We start from the raw sequence: 17,306 nt of genomic DNA on the forward strand, positions 1-17,306 counted from the left end.
AATCGGTGGCGACAGAACCATTGAGGAGCAGACATCCATGCGCACAGACCACCGCCCTGCCCTGGTCCTTGTCCCGATGCTCGCCCTGCTGTTGCTGGTAGGCTGCGAGACGAACGGACGCTTTGTCAGCGACTGGGGCGAGATCACCCTGGCGCCGGGCGATACCGGCAGCTGCCGGTCCAATCCCTGCCGGGTCTTCTTCGAGATGCCGCCGGGCAGCGGCAGCTATCGGGTGACCGGAACGGGCTTTACCATCGGCGAGTTCCCCGCGGGCCGCCGGGTAAGCCTTGGCAGCTTCTTCGAGAGCAGCGCCATCAAGGTCGTCGGTGCCGATGTGCCCAAGGCCTACATCTATGTGCCCGGCACCACAAGCAACATGCCCTGAAAGAAAGACATTGGCCGGCGCGCTGTCAGCCGGCGTGGTCTGGCGCGCGGTAGGCGTCGGCGGGATGCGCCGGCCGCCCCGCGGCCAGGTAGGACGACCGGGGATCCACCAGGGCCCGTCCCGTCAGCGCGGTGCGTCCGAGCAGCATGCGAAAACGCATGGAATCGCGATCGGTCAGGGTCAGTTCGATGGGCCACACCTGGCCGGCGATGTGCAGGGTGCTGGCGATGACGCAACGCAACTCCCGATGACCACCGGAATCGCTGACGGTACGCCATTCCAGCAGCGGTGCCCGACAGCGCACCACCAGGTCGGTACGCCCCTGCAGCGGGTGGACCGAGAAGCACACCATTTCGGTGCCGTCGAGCGTCTCGGTCTCCACCTGGAAGGCATGTAGCGCCGACGTGCGGGCGCCGGTATCCACCTTGGCCTTGATCGCGGGAAGGCCCAGCTGCGGCAGGGCCACCCATTCGCGCCAGCCGAGGACCAGCGCCCCGGATGCATGTGGCGGCGGAGCGACGATGGTGGTCATCCGGCGGCAGGTGCTGGCCCGGCGGCCGGCGGCAACGACTGCCCCATGGCCGCGATCAGGCGCATGGCCTCGCGGTTGGTCCAGGAACCCGCAAGCTGCAGCGCCTTGTCCAGCGTCAGCCAGACGTACTGGCCGTGCTCCGCGGCGTTGAGCCGGATGATGCGCCGGTGGGGCAACGGCAATGCGAACCAGTGCTCGCGATTGAAGCAGACACCCTGGGCGTAGCGGTGCCGCCAGGCCTGGACGATGGGGAACAGGCGTGACTGGTGCAGGTCGATCAGGCTGGCCGCCCCGAGCAGGCCGGTCTCCTCGCGCAGTTCCCGCAGGGCGGCGCTGCGCGGCGTCTCGCCGCCGTGCAGGCTGCCGGTGACCGACTGCCAGAAATCCGCCGGGCGCACGCGGCGCATCAGCAGATACTCCCCGGCGGTGGTGAAGACCACCACCAGCACCGAGATCGGACGTTTGCCTTGCAAGGCTAAGCCCGCAGCCGGATGCGCAGGGCCAGTTCCTTCAGCTGGATCTCGTCGACGGCGGATGGCGCGTCGGTGAGCAGGCAGCTGGCGGTCTGGGTCTTCGGGAAGGCCATGACATCACGAATGGAGCCGCTGCCGGTCATCAGCATCACCAGCCGATCCAGACCGAAGGCGATGCCGCCGTGGGGCGGACAGCCGTACTTGAGGGCATCGAGCAGGAAGCCGAAGCGGTCGTTGGCCTGCTCGTCGGTGATCTGCAGCAGCCGGAAGATGCGCCGCTGCACATCCTCGCGGTGGATACGGATGGAGCCGCCGCCCACCTCGGTGCCATTGAGCACCAGGTCGTAGGCGCGGGATTCCACCCGGCCCGGGTCCGCTTCCAACTGCGCGAGCTGGTCTTCCTTCGGGGCGGTGAACGGGTGATGAAGCGCCACCCAGCGACCGGTGTGGGAATCACGCTCGAACATCGGGAAGTCCACCACCCAGAGCGGCTGCCAGCCCTCCTGCATCAGCCCACGGTCGCGACCCAGCCGCACCCGCAGCGCGCCGATGGATTCGTTGACCACCGTGGCGGTGTCGGCGCCGAAGAAGATCAGGTCGCCGTCCTCGGCGCCGGTGCGCTGCATGATGCCGTCCACGGCAGAATCAGGCAGGAACTTCAGAATGGGCGACTGCAGACCTTCGCGCCCCTTCTCCGACCAGGCATTGACCTTGATGTAGGCCAGGCCCTTGGCGCCGTAGATGCCGACGAACTGGGTATATTCGTCGATCTCCTTGCGGGTCAGCTCGCCGCCCCCCGGCAGGCGCAGCGCCACCACGCGCCCCGCCGGATCCTGCGCCGGGCCGGCGAAGACCTTGAACTCCACCTCGCCCATCAGGTCTGCCACGTCCACCAGTTCCAGCGGTACGCGCAGGTCCGGCCGGTCGGAGCCGAAACGGCGCATGGCCTCGGCATAGCTCATGCGCGGGAACGGCTGTGGCAGGTCGACGTCCAGCACCTGCTTGAACAGGCGGCGGATCATCTCCTCCATCATGCCGGTCAGGGCGTCCTCGTCCAGGAACGAGGTCTCGATGTCCAGCTGAGTGAATTCCGGCTGACGGTCGGCGCGCAGGTCCTCGTCGCGGAAACAGCGCGCCACCTGGTAGTACCGGTCCATGCCGGACATCATCAGCAGCTGCTTGAACAGCTGGGGAGACTGCGGCAACGCGTAGAATTCGCCCGGGTGCACGCGGCTCGGCACCAGGTAGTCCCGCGCCCCTTCCGGGGTGGACTTGGTCAGGATCGGCGTCTCGATGTCGAGAAAGCCGTGTTCGTCGAGGAAGTTGCGCAGTGACTGGGTGATGCGGCTGCGGGTGCGCAGGCGCTCCTGCATCTCCGGACGGCGCAGATCCACATAGCGGTAGCGCAGACGGATCTCCTCCGAGACGTCCGCATGGTAGTCGTCGAGCTGGAACGGCGGCGTATCGGCGCTGTTCAGCACCGTCAGCCGGGTGGCCAGCACCTCCACCTCACCGGTGGCCATGCTCGGATTCTCGGTGCCCTCCGGGCGCCGACGGACGCGTCCCTGCACCGCCAGCACGAACTCGTTGCGGACCTGTTCTGCGCTGGCGAACATGGCGGCGTCGTCCGGATCGAAGACCACCTGTACCAGCCCACCGCGGTCGCGCAGATCCACGAAGATGACGCCGCCGTGGTCGCGCCGGCGGTGGACCCAGCCGCAAAGCCGGACCTCCTGGTCGATGAGACTGCTGTCGAGCTCGCCGCAATAGTGACTGCGCATGCCGTTCGATCCCGTAAGAGTGGAGCCGTCCGGGCGCCGTGAGCGGCGCCCGAAAAAACCCCGCACCATACCGCCGGTCGCGGCCTTGCGCAAGCGATGGCGCTAGGCGGCGGCCTTCGGGGAGCCTGAAGCGGCGCCCTTGCCGGCCGCTGTACCGGTGTCCTTGGCGGGTTTGGTGGCTGATTTGGCGGCCGGCTCGGCAGCGGCCTTGTCTGCCGGCTTGTCCGCCTTGCCGGCGGCATCGCCGGATGGGGCCTTGTCGCCGGCATCATGCAGGTTCTTCTTGCCGTCCTTCTTGAAGTCGGTCTCGTACCAGCCGCCGCCCTTCAGCCGGAAGGCCGCGGCGGTCAGCTGTTTCTTCAGGGCCTCGGCCCCGCAGGCGGGACATTCGGTCAGGGGCGGATCGCTGATCTTCTGCAGCGCATCCAGCTCGTGGCCGCACTCTTCACAACGATAGGCGTAGATCGGCATCGGGAGGTTTCCTCGCGTCATCATCCATAGAAGCAACCCGCGGATTGTAGGGTTGAACCGCCCGGATTCAAGTGGTCCGACGCGAATTCCGCGAGTCCGAGTTCAGCGGGTATACTTTAATCGTTGTTTACAGATCTTCCCGACGACGCGCCCATGCCTGACACCGTTCGCAGCATCCTCATCACCGGCTGTTCCAGCGGCATCGGCCTTGCCTGTGCCCGGGGCCTGCGGGCCCGGGGCTGGCAGGTGATCGCGTCGGCGCGGCGAGCGGAGGACGTGGCGCGCCTGCGCGATGCCGGACTGACCGCCGTGCGCCTGGACCTGGACGACCCCGACAGCATCGCCGACGGGCTTGCGCAGACCCTGGCGCTGACCGGCGGACGGCTGGATGCCCTGTTCAACAATGGCGCCTACGGCCAGCCCGGTGCGGTGGAGGACCTGACGCGGGAGGTGCTGCGGGCCCAGTTCGAGACCAACCTGTTCGGCTGGCATGACCTGACCCGGCGGGTGATCCCGTTGATGCGCGCCCAGGGCCATGGCCGCATCGTGCAGAACAGCTCAGTGCTGGGTCTGGTCGCCCTGCCCCTGCGCGGTGCCTATGTGGCAAGCAAGTTCGCCCTGGAGGGCCTCACCGACACCCTGCGTCTGGAACTGGCGGGCAGCGGAATCCATGTGGCGCTGATCGAGCCCGGCCCCATCCTGAGCCGCTTCCGCGAGAACGGCTATGCCGCCTATCGGCGCAACATCAACCGCGACGTCAGCGTGTTCCGGGAGACCTACCGGCGGACGGAACAGCGCCTGACCCGTGAGGGTCCTGCCCAGCCCTTCACGTTGCCGCCGGAGGCGGTGCTGCGCAAACTGGTGCATGCCCTGGAGAGTCCGCGACCCAGGCCGCGTTATTACGTGACCTTTCCGACCTATCTGCTGGGCATTACGCGCCGGCTGCTGTCTACCCGGGCGCTGGACCGGATGATGCGACGGATCTCGCGAGGCGGGGCCGGATAAGGCGACTCAAAGCGGGAACGGCGACGCCAGCTCCAGCGGGTGCGCCTCGCTTTGGGCGAAGTAGGTCTCCATGAAGGTGTCGAAGTCCATGTCGTCCGCCGCCTCGATGGTGCGTTGGCGGTCGAACGAGGCCGCCGCGAGCCCGCGCAGCCAGGCCTCGTGTTCGGGGTCCAGCGGGGTGGCGCGAAAATGCTCGCGATGGCCCTCGGTCAGGCGGCGGGTGAATTGCGCAAAGCCCTCGCCTGAAGCACGCATCTCCGCCAGCATGCGGGCGGAGGGTGTCGCGTCCGGCTCCAGGATCTTGTGGCGCTGGGCGCGCAGGCTGGCGCCGTGGGGGCCGTCGGCGCCGCCGTCCAGCAGCTCCGCCACCGCCTGCATGGCGTCCAGGGTCTCCAGCGCCCAGGCATCCAGGGCGATCTCGCCCTCGGGGCGGCCGAGCCGCAGTCCGGGTTCCCGGCCGCGATGCGCGGCCAGCAGGTGGTTGGCGTCGATCAGGCGGCGCTCGCGGGCATCGATGCGCGGGCTGTCCAGCAGCAGGGCGTGCAGCATGAACACGCTGAGGAAGCGCATCTGCGGCTCGTCGATGCCCAGTGGCTCGAACGGATTCACATCCACCGAGCGCAGTTCCACGTAGCGCACACCCCGCCGCCGCAGGGCCAGGGTCGGACGCTCCATCCAGTCGGTGAGCTGTTTCGGCCGCACGGTGCTGTAGTACTCGTTCTCGATCTGCAGCACGTGGTCGTTGAGTTGCTGCCAGCGCCCGTCACGCTTGATGCCGATGCCCTCGTAGCGCGGGCAGGGCGTCTCGATGGCCCAGGTCAGGCTGCGCACATAGGCATCGAGGCTGTCGTAGCACGCCTTCATGCCGGTGCCCTCCTCCTGGCGATTCTGATAGCCGATGTCGCCCATGCGCAACGAGGTGGCGTACGGGTAGTACAGCGTGCTGTCATCGAAGACCTGCAGATCGTTCTCGGTCCCCTGCACGAAGCAGCGGCACACCGCCGGCGAGGCACCGAACAGGTAAGGCACCAGCCAGCCGAGGCGCTGCAGGTTGCGCACCATGCCCATGTAAGCCTCGGAGCGGAACGCCATGGCGTCGCTGGCGTTGCCCTCGGTCTGCTGATACAGGGGCCAGAAGTCTTCGGCGACGGAGAAGTTGAAATGCACGCCAGCGATGATCTGCATGGTGCGCCCGTAGCGGTTGCTGAGGCCGCGGCGATAGACGGTCTTCATCTGCGCGGCGTTGGAGTCACCGTAACGGGCCAGCGGGATGCGGGCGTCGTCGTCCAGCGCGTCTCCAGGCGCATCGCCCAAGGCACAGGGCATGCTCGCAGCCCACAGCCGCTCATCACCGAGATGGCGATAGACGAACAGGTGCAGGTCGTGCAGGAATGCCAGCACATGTGCCGGCGAGGACAGGGCCGGCGTCACCAGCTCGAGCAGGGCCTCGGAGAAGTCCGTGGTGATGTGCGGATGTGCCAGGGCGGAGCCCAACGCCATCGGATGCGGCGTCAGCGCCACGGTGCCGTCGGCGTTGATGCGCAGGGCCTCCTTTTCCAGCCCGATGAGGTTGCGCGTCAGCAACGCACGCAACTCGGGGTGGCTCACGGCCTGCAAACGCCGCCGCGGCACACTGCCGGCGTGATCAGAAACAGACATGGTCGAACGTCGATCCGTCGTCAGGCATCAGTTGCGCATGGCGGCGCGCGGGCGCTGGGCCGCGCCCTGCTCGATGATCACATCCGCCAGGATGCGGGCCGCCTCTTCCGCCTGAATGCGGTCGATGATCTTTTGTTGTGCCTCCAGTGCGTCCTCGTCCACGTCCTCGGCGTCCTCGTCCACCGGCTCCACACCGCGGGTGCGCAGGAACTTGTCGCGCTCGTCCTTCAGGATACCGTCGCGGCGCTCGGATTCCGCCCGACGATCCGCCTCGCGCAGCGAGACCTGCTGCTCGTTGCTGATCTCGCTGAGCAGCCGTCCACGGGCGCTGAGCATACGGAACCCGTCGTCGGCGGCGGTACGCTCCGCCGAGCGCCGCCGCAACCAGTCGACATCCGCGCCCTGGTAGCGGGCATAGCGCGCCGGCCGGATCTTGTTCCAGGGCAGTGCGTTCTCCAGCGAGCGCTCGCCGTGGTCGCCGGCGTCGAGGCCGAAGTCGAAGTAGATGTCCGGCTCCACGCCCTTGAGCTGGGTGCTGCCGCCGCTGACGCGGTAGAACTCCGCCATGGTCAGGCGCAGGCGGCCCAGGTCGCTGCTGTCGCCCGGTACGTAGCGGTCAAGGTCCACCAGTGTCTGCACCGTGCCCTTGCCGAAAGTGGGTTCGCCGATGATGACGCCGCGACCGTAGTCCTGGATGGCGCCGGCGAAGATCTCCGACGCCGAGGCACTGTTGCGATCCACCAGCACTGCCAGCGGGCCGCTGTAGACCAGGCCCGGGGCCGGATCGAGTTCGACCTCCACTTTGCCCAGGGCGTCCTTCACCTGAACCACGGGGCCCTCGTCGATGAACAGGCCGGTCAGGGACGTGGCCTCTGTCAGGGAGCCGCCGCCGTTGCCCCGCAGATCGATCACCAGACCGTCGATGCCCTGGCGCTTCAGGTCCGCGATCAGCTTGCGCACATCCCGGGTGGTGCTGGTGAAGTTGCGGTTGCCCTCTGACTCGGCGCGGAAGTCGCGGTAGAAGGCGGGCAGCTCAATGACACCGATGCGCGCGACGGTGGTGCCCACCGGCACGTCGATGACCTCGGCGCTGGCGGCCTGGTCCTCCAGCTGGATCTCGTTGCGCACCAGCTTCACCACCCGCGTACGGCCGGCGGAGCCTTCGGACTTGGGTAGCACCAGCAGCCGCACCACCGACCCCTTGGGACCGCGGATCTTGTCCACCACGTCCTGCAGGCGCCAGCCGACCACGTCTTCCATCGGGCCGTCGAGGCCCTGAGCCACCCCGATGATCTTGTCGCCGGCGTGGACCTGACCGGACTGGCGCGCGGGTCCGCCGGGGATGGTGCGCTGAATCACGGTGTACTCGGTATCTCCGCTCAGCACCGCGCCGATGCCCTCCAGTTTCAGCCGCATGCTGATGTCGAAATTCTCCGAGGTGCTCGGCGACATATAGCTGGTATGGGGCTCCAGCGTGCGGGTGTAGGCGTTGACGAAGGTCTGGTAGACATCGTCCGCGGTCAGCTGGTGCACACGCCGGGCGATGCCCTCGTAGCGCTTGCGCAGCTGCTCGCGGATGTCCGCGTCGCGCTTGTCGGCGAGCTTCAGTACCAGATAGTCGTACTTGACCCGCTTGCGCCAGATCTCGTCGAGCTCGCTGTCGGTCCTCGGCCAGGGGGCGTCCGCCCGGTCGAACTGGTAGGTCTCCGGCACGCTGAAATCGAAATCGCCCTCCAGCAGTTCCAGGGCATGCTCGATGCGGTTGTCCACGTGCACGCGATAGACGCGAAAGATATCGAAGGCGGTATCCAGCCGGCCCTTGGCGAGGTCGTCGTCCAGGCGGCTGGCGCCGCGGGTGAAGCGGGTGATGTCGCGTTCGAGGAAGAACGACCGATTGGCGTCCAGGTCCTCGAAGTAATTCATGATGGTCTCTTCGGCGAAGGCGTCGTCGAGCCGGAACGGACGGTAGTGGAATCGCTCCAGGACCTTGTTGATCACCAGGGTGGTCTTGGCCTGGCGATCGTTGGGGAAGAGATCCGACAGTCCGACCGTGCGCAATTCGGCGCTGGCGGGGGCGACGCCCAGGGCCGCCACAAGCGCGCCGATGGAGATCACGCCGATGGACATCTGGATGATGCGTTTGATCATAACTTACCTACAGCTGCTGGTTCACGGCGGACATCGGCCCGAATAGGCGACAATAATGCTGTCCGGCCGCAAGTTCAACGCGAACGGCCCGGATCGAGCCAGATCAGCGACGCCATGCGTCCGGTGGATCCGTCGCGCCGGTATGAGTAGAACCGCGCCGGGTCGCTCAGGGTGCAATACCGGCCGCCGCTGACCCGCTGCACACCCATCGATGTCAGACGCTGGCGCGCAAGGGTGTAAAGATCCGCCAGGTAACGTCCCTGCCCGGTCGGCCTGAACGCCCGGCTCGCCGCGTCCGCGGCGTCACAAAATTGTTCCCGGACCTCCGCACCGACCTCGAAGGCTGAGGGTCCGATGGCCGGTCCGAGCCAGGCCAGGAGTTGAGTCGGGCGCGGGTCGCCGATGGCCAGCATCCGCTGCACCGCGGCCTCGATCACGCCGGCAAGCAGCCCGCGCCAGCCCGCATGTACCGCTCCAACCCGTGTGCCGGCCTGGTCACACAACAGCAGCGGCAGGCAGTCGGCGGTCAGCACGGCACACACCAGGTGCGGACGACGGCTGACGACGGCATCGGCGCGGGGGCCGGCGGAGGCGAACGGTGCCGCATCGTCGCCGATGTCCGCTAGGCTGTCGGTTCCGTTGCCGTTCTCGTCCGGGCAATGCACGTCACAGCCATGCACCTGGGTCAGCCAGACAGGCTCGGCCGGCAACGCCAGGGCGCGGCGCAGACGTTGCCGGTTGACGGCCACGCAGGCCGGATCATCGTTCACATGGTCGGCCAGGTTCAGGCCGGCATGGGCACCATGGCTGACACCGCCATGGCGCGTGGTGGTGAATGCCCGCACCTGTGGCGGCGCCGGCCAGTCCGGCCGGATCAGACTGCGAACCAGTGTCGCTTGCTGATCCGCCCGCATGTTAGACCCCGGCTGGGTCCCCGGATCGGTACAGGCGTCGGCGTCGGTCCACGGGTCATGTGACACCATCGGACTCCAATTGTTGCAGCAGCCGCGCGAAATCCTCGGCCAGCGGGCATTCCCAGCTCATGGGCCGTCCATCTTCCGGATGCTGCAGGCCGAGGCGGATGGCATGCAGCGCCTGACGCGGAAAGTCCCGCAGGGCCACGGTCATTGCGGCAGAGGCGCCGCGCGGGGGCCTGAAGCGGCCGCCATACAGCGGGTCGCCGACGAGGGGGTGGCGCAGGTGCGCCATGTGCACGCGGATCTGATGGGTGCGGCCGGTTTGCAGTCGGACCGCCAGCAGGGTGTGGCCGGGGTAGCGCTGCAGGACCTGGTACTCGGTCACCGCCGGGCGCCCGTCGGCGACCACCGCCATGCTGGTGCGGCGTGTCGGGTGGCGTCCGATGGGGGCCTCCACGCGACCGCCGCTCACCAGCTCACCCACCACCAACGCGCGATATTCGCGTTTGACGGTGCGCGCCTGCAGCTGTTCGGTCAGGGACTTGTGCGCACGCAGGGTCTTCGCCACCACCAGCAGTCCGCTGGTGTCCTTGTCCAGCCGATGCACGATGCCGCAGCGGGGCAGCCGCGCCAGCGATGGATCGCGGTACAGCAGCCCGTTCTGCAGGGTGCCCTGCCAGTTTCCGGCCGCCGGATGCACCACCAGCCCGGCGGGCTTGTCGATCACCAGCAGATGGGCGTCCTCGAACACCACGGACAGTGGCACCGGTTCCGGCAGGCACCGGGCCGTTGCCTCGATGTGGGCACGGATGCGCACCTGTTCGCCCCCGTGCACCCGCTGGCGCGGACGCACCCGCTGGCCGTCCAGCGTGGCGGCGCCGTCCTCGATCCAGCCCTGGATCCGGGCGCGAGAGAACTCCGGCAGCCGTGCCGACAACGCCTGGTCCAGACGCCGACCCGCGTCCGCGCTGTCCAGGGTGAGGTCCCGGCATACATCGGTGTCGATGCCGTCGTCGTCGAAAAGGGTGGCCATGTCGTAGCGCGAGTTCCGCTATACTGCCGGACAGGTTTCCGGGCAAGCGGGCGTATCCGTGTTTCGTGCAGTCATATCTTTTCTGGTACCCGTTCTGATCATGGCCATCGCCCTGAGTGGCTGCGGCATCCTCGGCAAGGAGTTCGACGAGACCGAGGGATGGTCTGCGAGCGAGATCTACAACAAGGCCGCCCGGGAGATGGACAGCGCCAACTACAAGCGCGCCATCGAGCTGTACCGCAAGCTCGAGACCCGCTACCCGTTTGGCCGCTACGCCATGCAGGGACAGCTCGACATCGCCTACGCCTACTACAAGTCGGATGAGCCCGAACAGGCGATTGCCGCCGCCGATCGCTTCATCAAGCTATATCCGCAGAATCCGTTCGTCGATTATGCCTACTACATGAAGGGCATCGTCAACTACAACCGCAGCGTCGGCTTCATCGATCGTTTCATCCCGACCGATGCATCGCAGCGCGACCCGGGATCGGCGCTGGATGCCTTTCAGGACTTCAACGAACTGGTGCGGCGCTTCCCGGACAGCAAGTACGCCGCCGACGCGCGCCAGCGCATGCTCTATCTGCGCAGCAACCTCGCCAAGAACGAGGTCCATGTGGCCCGCTACTACATGAAGCGCGGTGCCTACGTGGCCGCCGCCAACCGCGCCCAGTACGTCATCGAGCGGTTCCAGCGCACCTCTGCGGTGGAGGATGCGCTGGAGATCCTGATCCAGGCCTACGACGCCCTGGGCGAGGAGCGCCTGGCGGCCGACGCCCGCCGCGTACTCGACCTCAACCGTCAGGCCGGCCGCTTCATCGACGACGAGCCGGCGCCGGACGAGATCAGCCTCGGGCGCAAGATCTGGGATTATCTGTCGCTGGACGAGAACTGACGTCTCGCCATCGACAACCAGCTTTCGGCCCAGGGCCGCCGTCCGGGCCAACATCCGGGGCGCCATCCGGGCCGGGACATGCAGCACCTTGCTCGGACAGGGGGGCAACGAAGGCGACTCGGTTGCCCGCCCCGGTGTTCGCCCGGGGCGCCGAGTCAGACGGCAGCCTCGTCCTCCTCGCCGGTGCGGATGCGGATCACCCGGTCGATGGTGCTGACGAAGATCTTGCCATCGCCGATCTTGCCGGTGCGGGCGGACTTGGTCACCGCCTCGATGCAGGCGTCCAGCTGATCATCCGCGATCACCAGCTCGATCTTCACCTTGGGCAGGAAGTCCACCACGTACTCCGCTCCGCGGTAGAGCTCGGTGTGGCCCTTCTGGCGTCCGAATCCCTTCACCTCGATGGCGGTCATGCCGGTGATGCCGGCTTGTGACAGCGCCTCGCGCACGTCATCCAGCTTGAAGGGTTTGATGATGGCTTCGACCTTTTTCATGTTGCTCTCCGGAAACTCTGTTTGCCACTGCGCCAATGGCCGCAGGCGTCAGTATATACGCATTTCGACGACACCCAACCGGCGAAGCCAAGCAAGACGACGGATCTGTTCAGGCGGGTGTGCTCAAACTCCGAGCAGTGCGGCCACGCGGGCGCCCATCTCCGCCGGCGAGCGCACGGTGGCAACCCCCGCCGACTCAAGCGCCTGATACTTGCCCTCGGCAGTGCCCGCGCCGCCGGTGACGATGGCGCCCGCATGCCCCATGCGCTTGCCCGGCGGGGCCGTCACGCCGGCGATATAGGCCACCACGGGCTTGGTCCCGTGGTCGCGGATATAGGCCGCGGCGGCCTCCTCGGCGCTGCCGCCGATCTCCCCAACCATCAGGATCGCCTCGGTGCGGGGGTCCGCCTCGAACAGCCGCAGACAGTCGACGAAGTCCAGACCCTGGATGGGATCGCCGCCGATGCCGATGCAGGTACTCTGGCCCAGGCCATCGACGCTGGTCTGGAACACGGCCTCGTAGGTCAGGGTGCCGGAGCGCGAGACGATCCCCACCCGACCCGGTTGGTGGATGGCGCCGGGCATGATGCCGATCTTGCAGGCGCCGGGGGTGATGATGCCGGGGCAGTTCGGGCCGATCAGCACGGTGTCGCGACCAGCCAGGGCGGCCTTGACCCGCAGCATGTCGAGCACCGGGATGCCTTCGGTGATGCAGACGATCACCTCGATGCCGGCGTCCGCGGCCTCCAGGATGGCGTCCGCGGCGAAGGCCGCCGGCACATAGATCATGCTGGCATTGGCGCCCGCCTCGTGCACCGCGTCATGCACGGTGTCGAACACCGGCAAGCCCAGATGCGACTGCCCGCCCTTGCCAGGCGTCACGCCGCCGACCATGCGCGTGCCGTAGGCTATTGCCTGCTCGCTGTGAAAGGTGCCCTGCCGGCCGGTAAAGCCCTGGCAGATCACCCGCGTGTCATTGTCGACCAAGACGCCCATGGCGCACTCCTGTCTGATGTGCTCAGTCGATGGCCCGGGTACGCCGTCAGGCGGAACCGGTGCTGGCACCGGCACCGGCCGCAGCGGCAACCACCTTGTCCGCCGCCTCGCTCAGGCTGCCGGCGGTCTGCAGTTCGAGCCCGCTGTCGGCGAGCAGCGCGCGCCCTTCGGCGGCTTTGGTGCCCTGCAACCGGACCACCAGCGGCACGTCGATGCGCACGTCGCGCACCGCCCGGATGATGCCCTCGGCAATCAGGTCGCAGCGCACGATGCCGCCGAAGATGTTGACCAGCACGGCGCACACCTTGGGGTCGGATAGGACCAGCTTGAACGCCTCGGCCACCCGCTCGGCGGTGGTGCCGCCGCCGACATCGAGAAAGTTGGCCGGCGCCCCGCCGTGCAGTTTCACCAGGTCCATGGTGGCCATGGCCAGGCCGGCGCCGTTGACCATGCAGCCGATGTTGCCGTCCAGGCTGATGTAGTTCAACTGATGCGCCGCGGCCGCCAGTTCACGGGGATCCTCCTGGCCGCTGTCGCGCAGGGCCTCCAGCGCCGGCTGCCGGTACAGCGCATTGGCGTCCAGATTGACCTTGGCGTCCAGTGCCAGCAGGCCACCTTCGGCGGTGACCACCAGCGGATTGATCTCCACCAGGCTGGCGTCGCTGTCGACGAACAGCCGGTACAGGCCCTGCAGCATCTGCTGCAGCGCCGCGCGCTGGGGCTTGTCCAGCCCCAGGGCGAAGCCGATGCGCCGCCCCTGCCAGGGCATCAGGCCCACCACCGGGTCGACGTGCACCAGCACCAGCGCGGATGGGTCGCGGGCAGCAACGGCCTCGATGTCCATGCCGCCGGAGGTCGATGCCATGATGGCGATCCGCTCTGCGGCGCGGTCCACCAGCAGGCCGAGGTAGAGTTCGCGAGCGATGGCGGTGGGCGCCTCCACCAGCACCGCATCCACCGGCAGGCCGTCGGCGCCGGTCTGCGCCGTCTGCAGGCGACTGCCCAGCAGCCTGGCGGCCTCTGCCCGGACCTGCGCCGGATCATCGCACGCCACCACGCCCCCCGCCTTGCCACGGCCGCCCGCGTGCACCTGCGCCTTCACCACCCAGCGTTCGCCACCCAGTTGCCGGGTGGCCGCGAGGGCCTGCCCGGGGCTGCGGGCGACCACACCGTCGGGCACCCCGACGGCATGTGCCCGAAACAGTTCCTTGGCCTGAAATTCGTGCAGATTCATCGCTGCTGGTCCACCCTGCTGACTTGCGTCTATTCTGTCTGCTCGTGCAGTAAGGGTAGCAAGATCCCGTGACAGCGACAGCAAAAACAGACCGATCCGATCGCCGATCCGATCATCGGGGGCACAGCGTGCAGGACCATTTTTCCGGCAGGCCGGCCCTGACCTGGCTGTTCCTGTACCGACTGATCCTGCTGGCGCTGCTGGTGCTGATGGTGTCGCTTCAGGTGACTGCTCCCTGGTTCTCCGGCGGCGCACAACCGCTGGCGGTGCGCATCACGCTGGGCATCCAGGGCGGCCTGATCCTGCTCGGCGGTCTGGCGATCCTGCTGGACTGGCCCGGCCGCCAGCAGCAGGTGCAGATCGCGGTCTTTCTGGACATCCTGGTCTACACGGTGCTGATGCACCTCAGCGGGGGCGTCAGCAGCGGTCTCGGTGTGCTGCCGGCCATTGCCGTGGTGGCCGGGGCCATCCTGATGGAAGGCCGGCTGTCGTTGCTGTTCGCGTCCCTGGCCACCCTGGGCATCATGGCGCAGCAGATCTATGCCCACCGCACCGGCGCGGCGGACATCGGCGGCTACACCCAGGCGGGGCTGCTGGGGCTGACTTATTTCGCCGTCGCCCTGCTCGCCCATGTGCTCACCAAGCGGCTGCGCGAGAGCGAGCGCCTGGCCGCGCGGCGCAAGGTGGATCTGGCGGACCTGTCCAAGCTCAACGAGTACATCATCCAGCGAATGTCCGTCGGTGTGCTGGTGATCGACGGCGAACGCCGGCGGCGGCTCGCCAACAGCGCCGCGCGCGAGTTGCTGCAGGTGCCCCACGCCCGCGCCGGCGATGCCCTGTTCGAACTGGTGCCGGCGCTGCAGGACTGGTTCGAGCGCGCACTCGCCGAAGCCAGCGCCTGCCCGGAGGCATTGCACCAGCAAACGCCGATCCAGCAAGCGCCGAACCGGCAGGCATCAGACCGGCAAGCGTCGGAACAACAGGTGCCAATCCCGCCAGAGCCGACGGCAAAAGAGCCGGTGGTCACCGTGGGCGATGCCGTCATCCGCCCTACCCTGCACCTGATCAGCGAGCGGCGGCGCGACGGCGCACTGATCACCCTGCGAGACAACCGCGAGCTGCTGCGGCAGGCGCGGGACATGAAACTGGCCGCCCTGGGCCACCTGACCGCCAGCATCGCCCACAACATCCGCAACCCGCTGTCGTCGGTCGCCCATGCCGGCCAGCTGCTCGGCGAGGCCGCCACGCTCAACGATGAGGACCGGCATCTGCTGGACATCCTGCAGCGCAACACCCGGCGCATCGACGACATCGTCTCCAGCGTGCTGCAACTGTCCCGACGCCGCGAACCCGACATGCAGACGCTGGACCTCGAGCCCTGGCTTGCCGAGCTGAGGGACGAATACAGCGAGACCAACCAGGCCGCGGGCGAGCGGCTGCGGGTGGAGATCGACGGCGGCCCCCACCGCGTCCGGGCCGATCCCCACCACCTGAGCCAGATCCTGCGCAATCTGTGCGACAACGCCTTCAAACACGGCGCCCGCGATGGCCAGTTGCCGCGGGTGGTGCTGCATGTGGCGCGTGACCCGCGCAGCGACCGGGTGGTGCTGTCGGTGACGGACAGCGGACCGGGCATTGCGCAGGCGCACCTGGAGCATCTCTTCGAGCCGTTCTTCACCACCTCCGGCAGCGGCACCGGCCTCGGGCTCTACACCGCGCGCGAGCTGGCGGAGTCCAACGGGCTGCAGCTGGAGTATACTGAGCAGGCCGGCCCCGGCGGCTGTTTTCGCCTGACCTTCGGGCCGCAATCCACAGTCATGGGGGGCGAGACAACCGCATGAGTCAGGCAACGGTGCTGATCGTCGACGACGAGGCGGATATCCGCGAGCTCGTCGGCATCACCTGCGCCCGTATGGACGTGAAGGTCCGCAGCGCCGGCGATCTGGCCACTGCGGCGCGGCTGCTCGAACAGCAGCCCTTCGCCCTGTGTCTGACCGACATGCGGCTGCCGGACGGCGACGGCACCGATCTGGTGCGCCTGATCACCGAGCGCTACCCCGCCACGCCGGTGGCCATGCTCACCGCCTACGGCAGCATGGACACCGCCGTCGCCGCCATGAAGGCCGGCGCCTTCGACTTCCTGTCCAAGCCGCTTGACCTGCAGGTGCTGCGGGATCTGATCGCCTCGGCCCTGCGGCTGCGGGTGGTCGGCGAACCCGACGATGACAGCGGCCTGCTGGGATGTTCCGCGCAGATGCAGGAGATCCGACGCCTGATCAGCCGGCTTGCACGCAGCCAGGCGCCGGTATTCATCAACGGCGAGAGCGGCACCGGCAAGGAACTGGCCGCGCGCCAGATCCACGACCAGGGCCCCCGCGCCGGGCGCCCCTTCGTCGCCATCAACTGCGGCGCCATCCCGGCGGACCTGGTGGAAAGCGAGCTTTTCGGCCATCGCAAGGGCAGCTTCACCGGCGCCGTGTCGGACAAGCCGGGCCTGTTCCAGGCCGCCCACGGCGGCACCCTGTTCCTGGACGAGATCGCCGACCTGCCCCTGCTGATGCAGGTGAAACTGCTGCGCGCGGTGCAGCAGAAGCACGTGCGGCCCATCGGCTCGGAGCGCGAGGTGCCGGCGGACGCGCGCATCATCAGCGCCAGCCATTGCGACCTGAAGGCCGAGGTGGAGCGGGGCACCTTCCGCGAGGACCTGTACTACCGGATCAACGTGATCCAGCTCGACCTGCCGCCACTGCGCGAACGGCCGGAAGACATCCCCATCCTGGCGCGGCATGTGCTCGGGCGCATCAGTGCCGACAGCGGCGCCGGCCCGGCACCCCGGACATTGTCGCCGGAGGCCCTCGCCGCCCTGCAGGGCTACCCGTTCCCGGGCAACGTCCGCGAGTTGGAAAACATCCTGGAGCGCGCCACGGCCCTGTGCGACAGACCGGTGCTGCAGCCCGATGACCTGGGCCTGCCGGCGGCGCCTGCCGCAGACACGACCGCCGCCGCGGAGGCGATCACGCCTGATTCGACGACCCCGGATGCGGCGGCGCCAGCGGCAACCCCGCCGGATCCGGCGCTCAGGGCCCTGGCCGAACAGCCGCTGGAAGACGCCCTGGGGGAGATCGAGAAACAGGCCATCCTCAGGGCCCTGGACGCCACCCGCTGGAATCGCACGGCGGCGGCGAAGCGACTGGGCATGACGGTGCGCTCGCTGCGCTATCGCCTGAGCAAACTGGGTCTGGACCGCCCCGAGCCATGACCCCCTACGCGGGCCGCCGACACCAAC

16 protein-coding genes are annotated in these 17,306 nt (G+C 68.0%); 5 read left to right on the forward strand and 11 right to left on the reverse strand.

Annotated elements, in window-relative coordinates; all coding sequences use genetic code 11:
* Positions 1 to 37: 37 nt before the first annotated feature.
* The gene (locus F2Q65_RS00295) at positions 38 to 385 is read left to right on the forward strand and encodes a hypothetical protein (protein WP_150089242.1); all 348 of its coding nucleotides are present in this window, start codon (positions 38 to 40) and stop codon (positions 383 to 385) included.
* Positions 386 to 410: 25 nt separating this feature from the next.
* On the opposite strand, the gene F2Q65_RS00300 is transcribed toward F2Q65_RS00295, so the two are convergent.
* The 4 genes from F2Q65_RS00300 to F2Q65_RS00315 all read right to left on the reverse strand — a co-directional run bounded on the left by F2Q65_RS00300 (position 411) and on the right by F2Q65_RS00315 (position 3,642).
* Entirely contained in the window at positions 411 to 917 is a 507-nt protein-coding gene (locus tag F2Q65_RS00300; RefSeq protein ID WP_150089244.1) for an ATP-dependent zinc protease family protein, read from the reverse strand.
* Positions 914 to 1,390: a dihydroneopterin triphosphate diphosphatase gene (nudB, locus tag F2Q65_RS00305; protein ID WP_150089246.1), complete on the reverse strand. Its 477-nt coding sequence runs from the start codon at positions 1,388 to 1,390 to the stop codon at positions 914 to 916. Before nudB ends, F2Q65_RS00300 begins: the two co-directional genes overlap by 4 nt.
* Before the next feature lie 2 nt (positions 1,391 to 1,392).
* Positions 1,393 to 3,171 (reverse strand): aspartate--tRNA ligase, encoded by a 1,779-nt coding sequence (aspS, locus tag F2Q65_RS00310; protein WP_150089248.1) that lies wholly within the window; start codon positions 3,169 to 3,171, stop codon positions 1,393 to 1,395.
* A gap of 102 nt (positions 3,172 to 3,273) precedes the next feature.
* Positions 3,274 to 3,642 carry an FmdB family zinc ribbon protein gene (locus F2Q65_RS00315; RefSeq protein WP_150089250.1) on the reverse strand — a complete coding sequence of 123 codons (369 nt, stop codon included), beginning with the start codon at positions 3,640 to 3,642 and terminating at the stop codon, positions 3,274 to 3,276.
* A gap of 153 nt (positions 3,643 to 3,795) precedes the next feature.
* Here F2Q65_RS00315 and F2Q65_RS00320 point away from each other — a divergent pair, with 153 nt between their 5' ends.
* Positions 3,796 to 4,647 carry an SDR family oxidoreductase gene (locus F2Q65_RS00320; RefSeq protein ID WP_150089252.1) on the forward strand — a complete coding sequence of 284 codons (852 nt, stop codon included), beginning with the start codon at positions 3,796 to 3,798 and terminating at the stop codon, positions 4,645 to 4,647.
* Between the two features lie 6 nt (positions 4,648 to 4,653).
* Here the strand turns inward: F2Q65_RS00320 and gshA are convergent, their stop codons facing one another.
* The 4 genes from gshA to rluD all read right to left on the reverse strand — a co-directional run bounded on the left by gshA (position 4,654) and on the right by rluD (position 10,404).
* Positions 4,654 to 6,306 carry a glutamate--cysteine ligase gene (gene gshA / locus F2Q65_RS00325; RefSeq protein WP_150089254.1) on the reverse strand — a complete coding sequence of 551 codons (1,653 nt, stop codon included), beginning with the start codon at positions 6,304 to 6,306 and terminating at the stop codon, positions 4,654 to 4,656.
* Between the two features lie 27 nt (positions 6,307 to 6,333).
* A complete protein-coding gene (locus F2Q65_RS00330; RefSeq protein ID WP_150089256.1) occupies positions 6,334 to 8,454 on the reverse strand; it encodes a carboxy terminal-processing peptidase in 2,121 nt (706 codons plus the stop codon).
* 74 nt (positions 8,455 to 8,528) lie between these two features.
* Positions 8,529 to 9,368, reverse strand: coding sequence for a peptidoglycan editing factor PgeF (gene pgeF, locus F2Q65_RS00335; protein WP_150089693.1), 840 nt, complete (start codon positions 9,366 to 9,368; stop codon positions 8,529 to 8,531).
* 55 nt (positions 9,369 to 9,423) lie between these two features.
* Complete coding sequence (gene rluD, locus F2Q65_RS00340) at positions 9,424 to 10,404, reverse strand: 23S rRNA pseudouridine(1911/1915/1917) synthase RluD (protein WP_150089258.1); 981 nt, start codon at positions 10,402 to 10,404, stop codon at positions 9,424 to 9,426.
* A gap of 73 nt (positions 10,405 to 10,477) precedes the next feature.
* Here rluD and F2Q65_RS00345 point away from each other — a divergent pair, with 73 nt between their 5' ends.
* Positions 10,478 to 11,296, forward strand: coding sequence for an outer membrane protein assembly factor BamD (locus F2Q65_RS00345; protein WP_281290968.1), 819 nt, complete (start codon positions 10,478 to 10,480; stop codon positions 11,294 to 11,296).
* Between the two features lie 155 nt (positions 11,297 to 11,451).
* Here the strand turns inward: F2Q65_RS00345 and F2Q65_RS00350 are convergent, their stop codons facing one another.
* The 3 genes from F2Q65_RS00350 to sucC all read right to left on the reverse strand — a co-directional run bounded on the left by F2Q65_RS00350 (position 11,452) and on the right by sucC (position 14,020).
* Positions 11,452 to 11,790, reverse strand: coding sequence for a P-II family nitrogen regulator (locus F2Q65_RS00350; protein WP_150089262.1), 339 nt, complete (start codon positions 11,788 to 11,790; stop codon positions 11,452 to 11,454).
* Between the two features lie 123 nt (positions 11,791 to 11,913).
* On the reverse strand, positions 11,914 to 12,786 hold the full coding sequence (gene sucD, locus F2Q65_RS00355) for a succinate--CoA ligase subunit alpha (RefSeq protein WP_150089264.1): 873 nt from the start codon (positions 12,784 to 12,786) through the stop codon (positions 11,914 to 11,916).
* Between the two features lie 46 nt (positions 12,787 to 12,832).
* On the reverse strand, positions 12,833 to 14,020 hold the full coding sequence (gene sucC / locus F2Q65_RS00360; RefSeq protein ID WP_150089266.1) for an ADP-forming succinate--CoA ligase subunit beta: 1,188 nt from the start codon (positions 14,018 to 14,020) through the stop codon (positions 12,833 to 12,835).
* Positions 14,021 to 14,148: 128 nt separating this feature from the next.
* Here sucC and F2Q65_RS00365 point away from each other — a divergent pair, with 128 nt between their 5' ends.
* Positions 14,149 to 15,861, forward strand: coding sequence for a sensor histidine kinase (locus F2Q65_RS00365; RefSeq protein ID WP_150089268.1), 1,713 nt, complete (start codon positions 14,149 to 14,151; stop codon positions 15,859 to 15,861).
* Positions 15,858 to 17,279, forward strand: a complete 1,422-nt coding sequence (locus tag F2Q65_RS00370) for a sigma-54-dependent transcriptional regulator (RefSeq protein ID WP_150089270.1) — start codon at positions 15,858 to 15,860, stop codon at positions 17,277 to 17,279. Before F2Q65_RS00365 ends, F2Q65_RS00370 begins: the two co-directional genes overlap by 4 nt.
* The last annotated feature ends 27 nt before the right edge of the window (positions 17,280 to 17,306 follow it).

The organism is Thiohalocapsa marina (genome assembly GCF_008632335.1).
Taxonomy (GTDB): Bacteria; Pseudomonadota; Gammaproteobacteria; order Chromatiales; family Chromatiaceae; genus Thiohalocapsa; species Thiohalocapsa marina.

Excerpts from the sequence above, each read along its gene's own strand:
- F2Q65_RS00295 (WP_150089242.1), top strand. The coding sequence starts at position 38 with ATGCGCACAGACCACCGCCCTGCCCTGGTCCTTGTCCCGATGCTCGCC.
- F2Q65_RS00300 (WP_150089244.1), bottom strand. The coding sequence starts at position 917 with ATGACCACCATCGTCGCTCCGCCGCCACATGCATCCGGGGCGCTGGTC.
- F2Q65_RS00370 (WP_150089270.1), top strand. The coding sequence starts at position 15,858 with ATGAGTCAGGCAACGGTGCTGATCGTCGACGACGAGGCGGATATCCGC.
- F2Q65_RS00315 (WP_150089250.1), bottom strand. The coding sequence starts at position 3,642 with ATGCCGATCTACGCCTATCGTTGTGAAGAGTGCGGCCACGAGCTGGAT.
- aspS (WP_150089248.1), bottom strand. The coding sequence starts at position 3,171 with ATGCGCAGTCACTATTGCGGCGAGCTCGACAGCAGTCTCATCGACCAG.
- F2Q65_RS00330 (WP_150089256.1), bottom strand. The coding sequence starts at position 8,454 with ATGATCAAACGCATCATCCAGATGTCCATCGGCGTGATCTCCATCGGC.
- pgeF (WP_150089693.1), bottom strand. The coding sequence starts at position 9,368 with ATGCGGGCGGATCAGCAAGCGACACTGGTTCGCAGTCTGATCCGGCCG.
- sucD (WP_150089264.1), bottom strand. The coding sequence starts at position 12,786 with ATGGGCGTCTTGGTCGACAATGACACGCGGGTGATCTGCCAGGGCTTT.
- sucC (WP_150089266.1), bottom strand. The coding sequence starts at position 14,020 with ATGAATCTGCACGAATTTCAGGCCAAGGAACTGTTTCGGGCACATGCC.
- rluD (WP_150089258.1), bottom strand. The coding sequence starts at position 10,404 with ATGGCCACCCTTTTCGACGACGACGGCATCGACACCGATGTATGCCGG.
- gshA (WP_150089254.1), bottom strand. The coding sequence starts at position 6,306 with ATGTCTGTTTCTGATCACGCCGGCAGTGTGCCGCGGCGGCGTTTGCAG.
- F2Q65_RS00350 (WP_150089262.1), bottom strand. The coding sequence starts at position 11,790 with ATGAAAAAGGTCGAAGCCATCATCAAACCCTTCAAGCTGGATGACGTG.
- F2Q65_RS00320 (WP_150089252.1), top strand. The coding sequence starts at position 3,796 with ATGCCTGACACCGTTCGCAGCATCCTCATCACCGGCTGTTCCAGCGGC.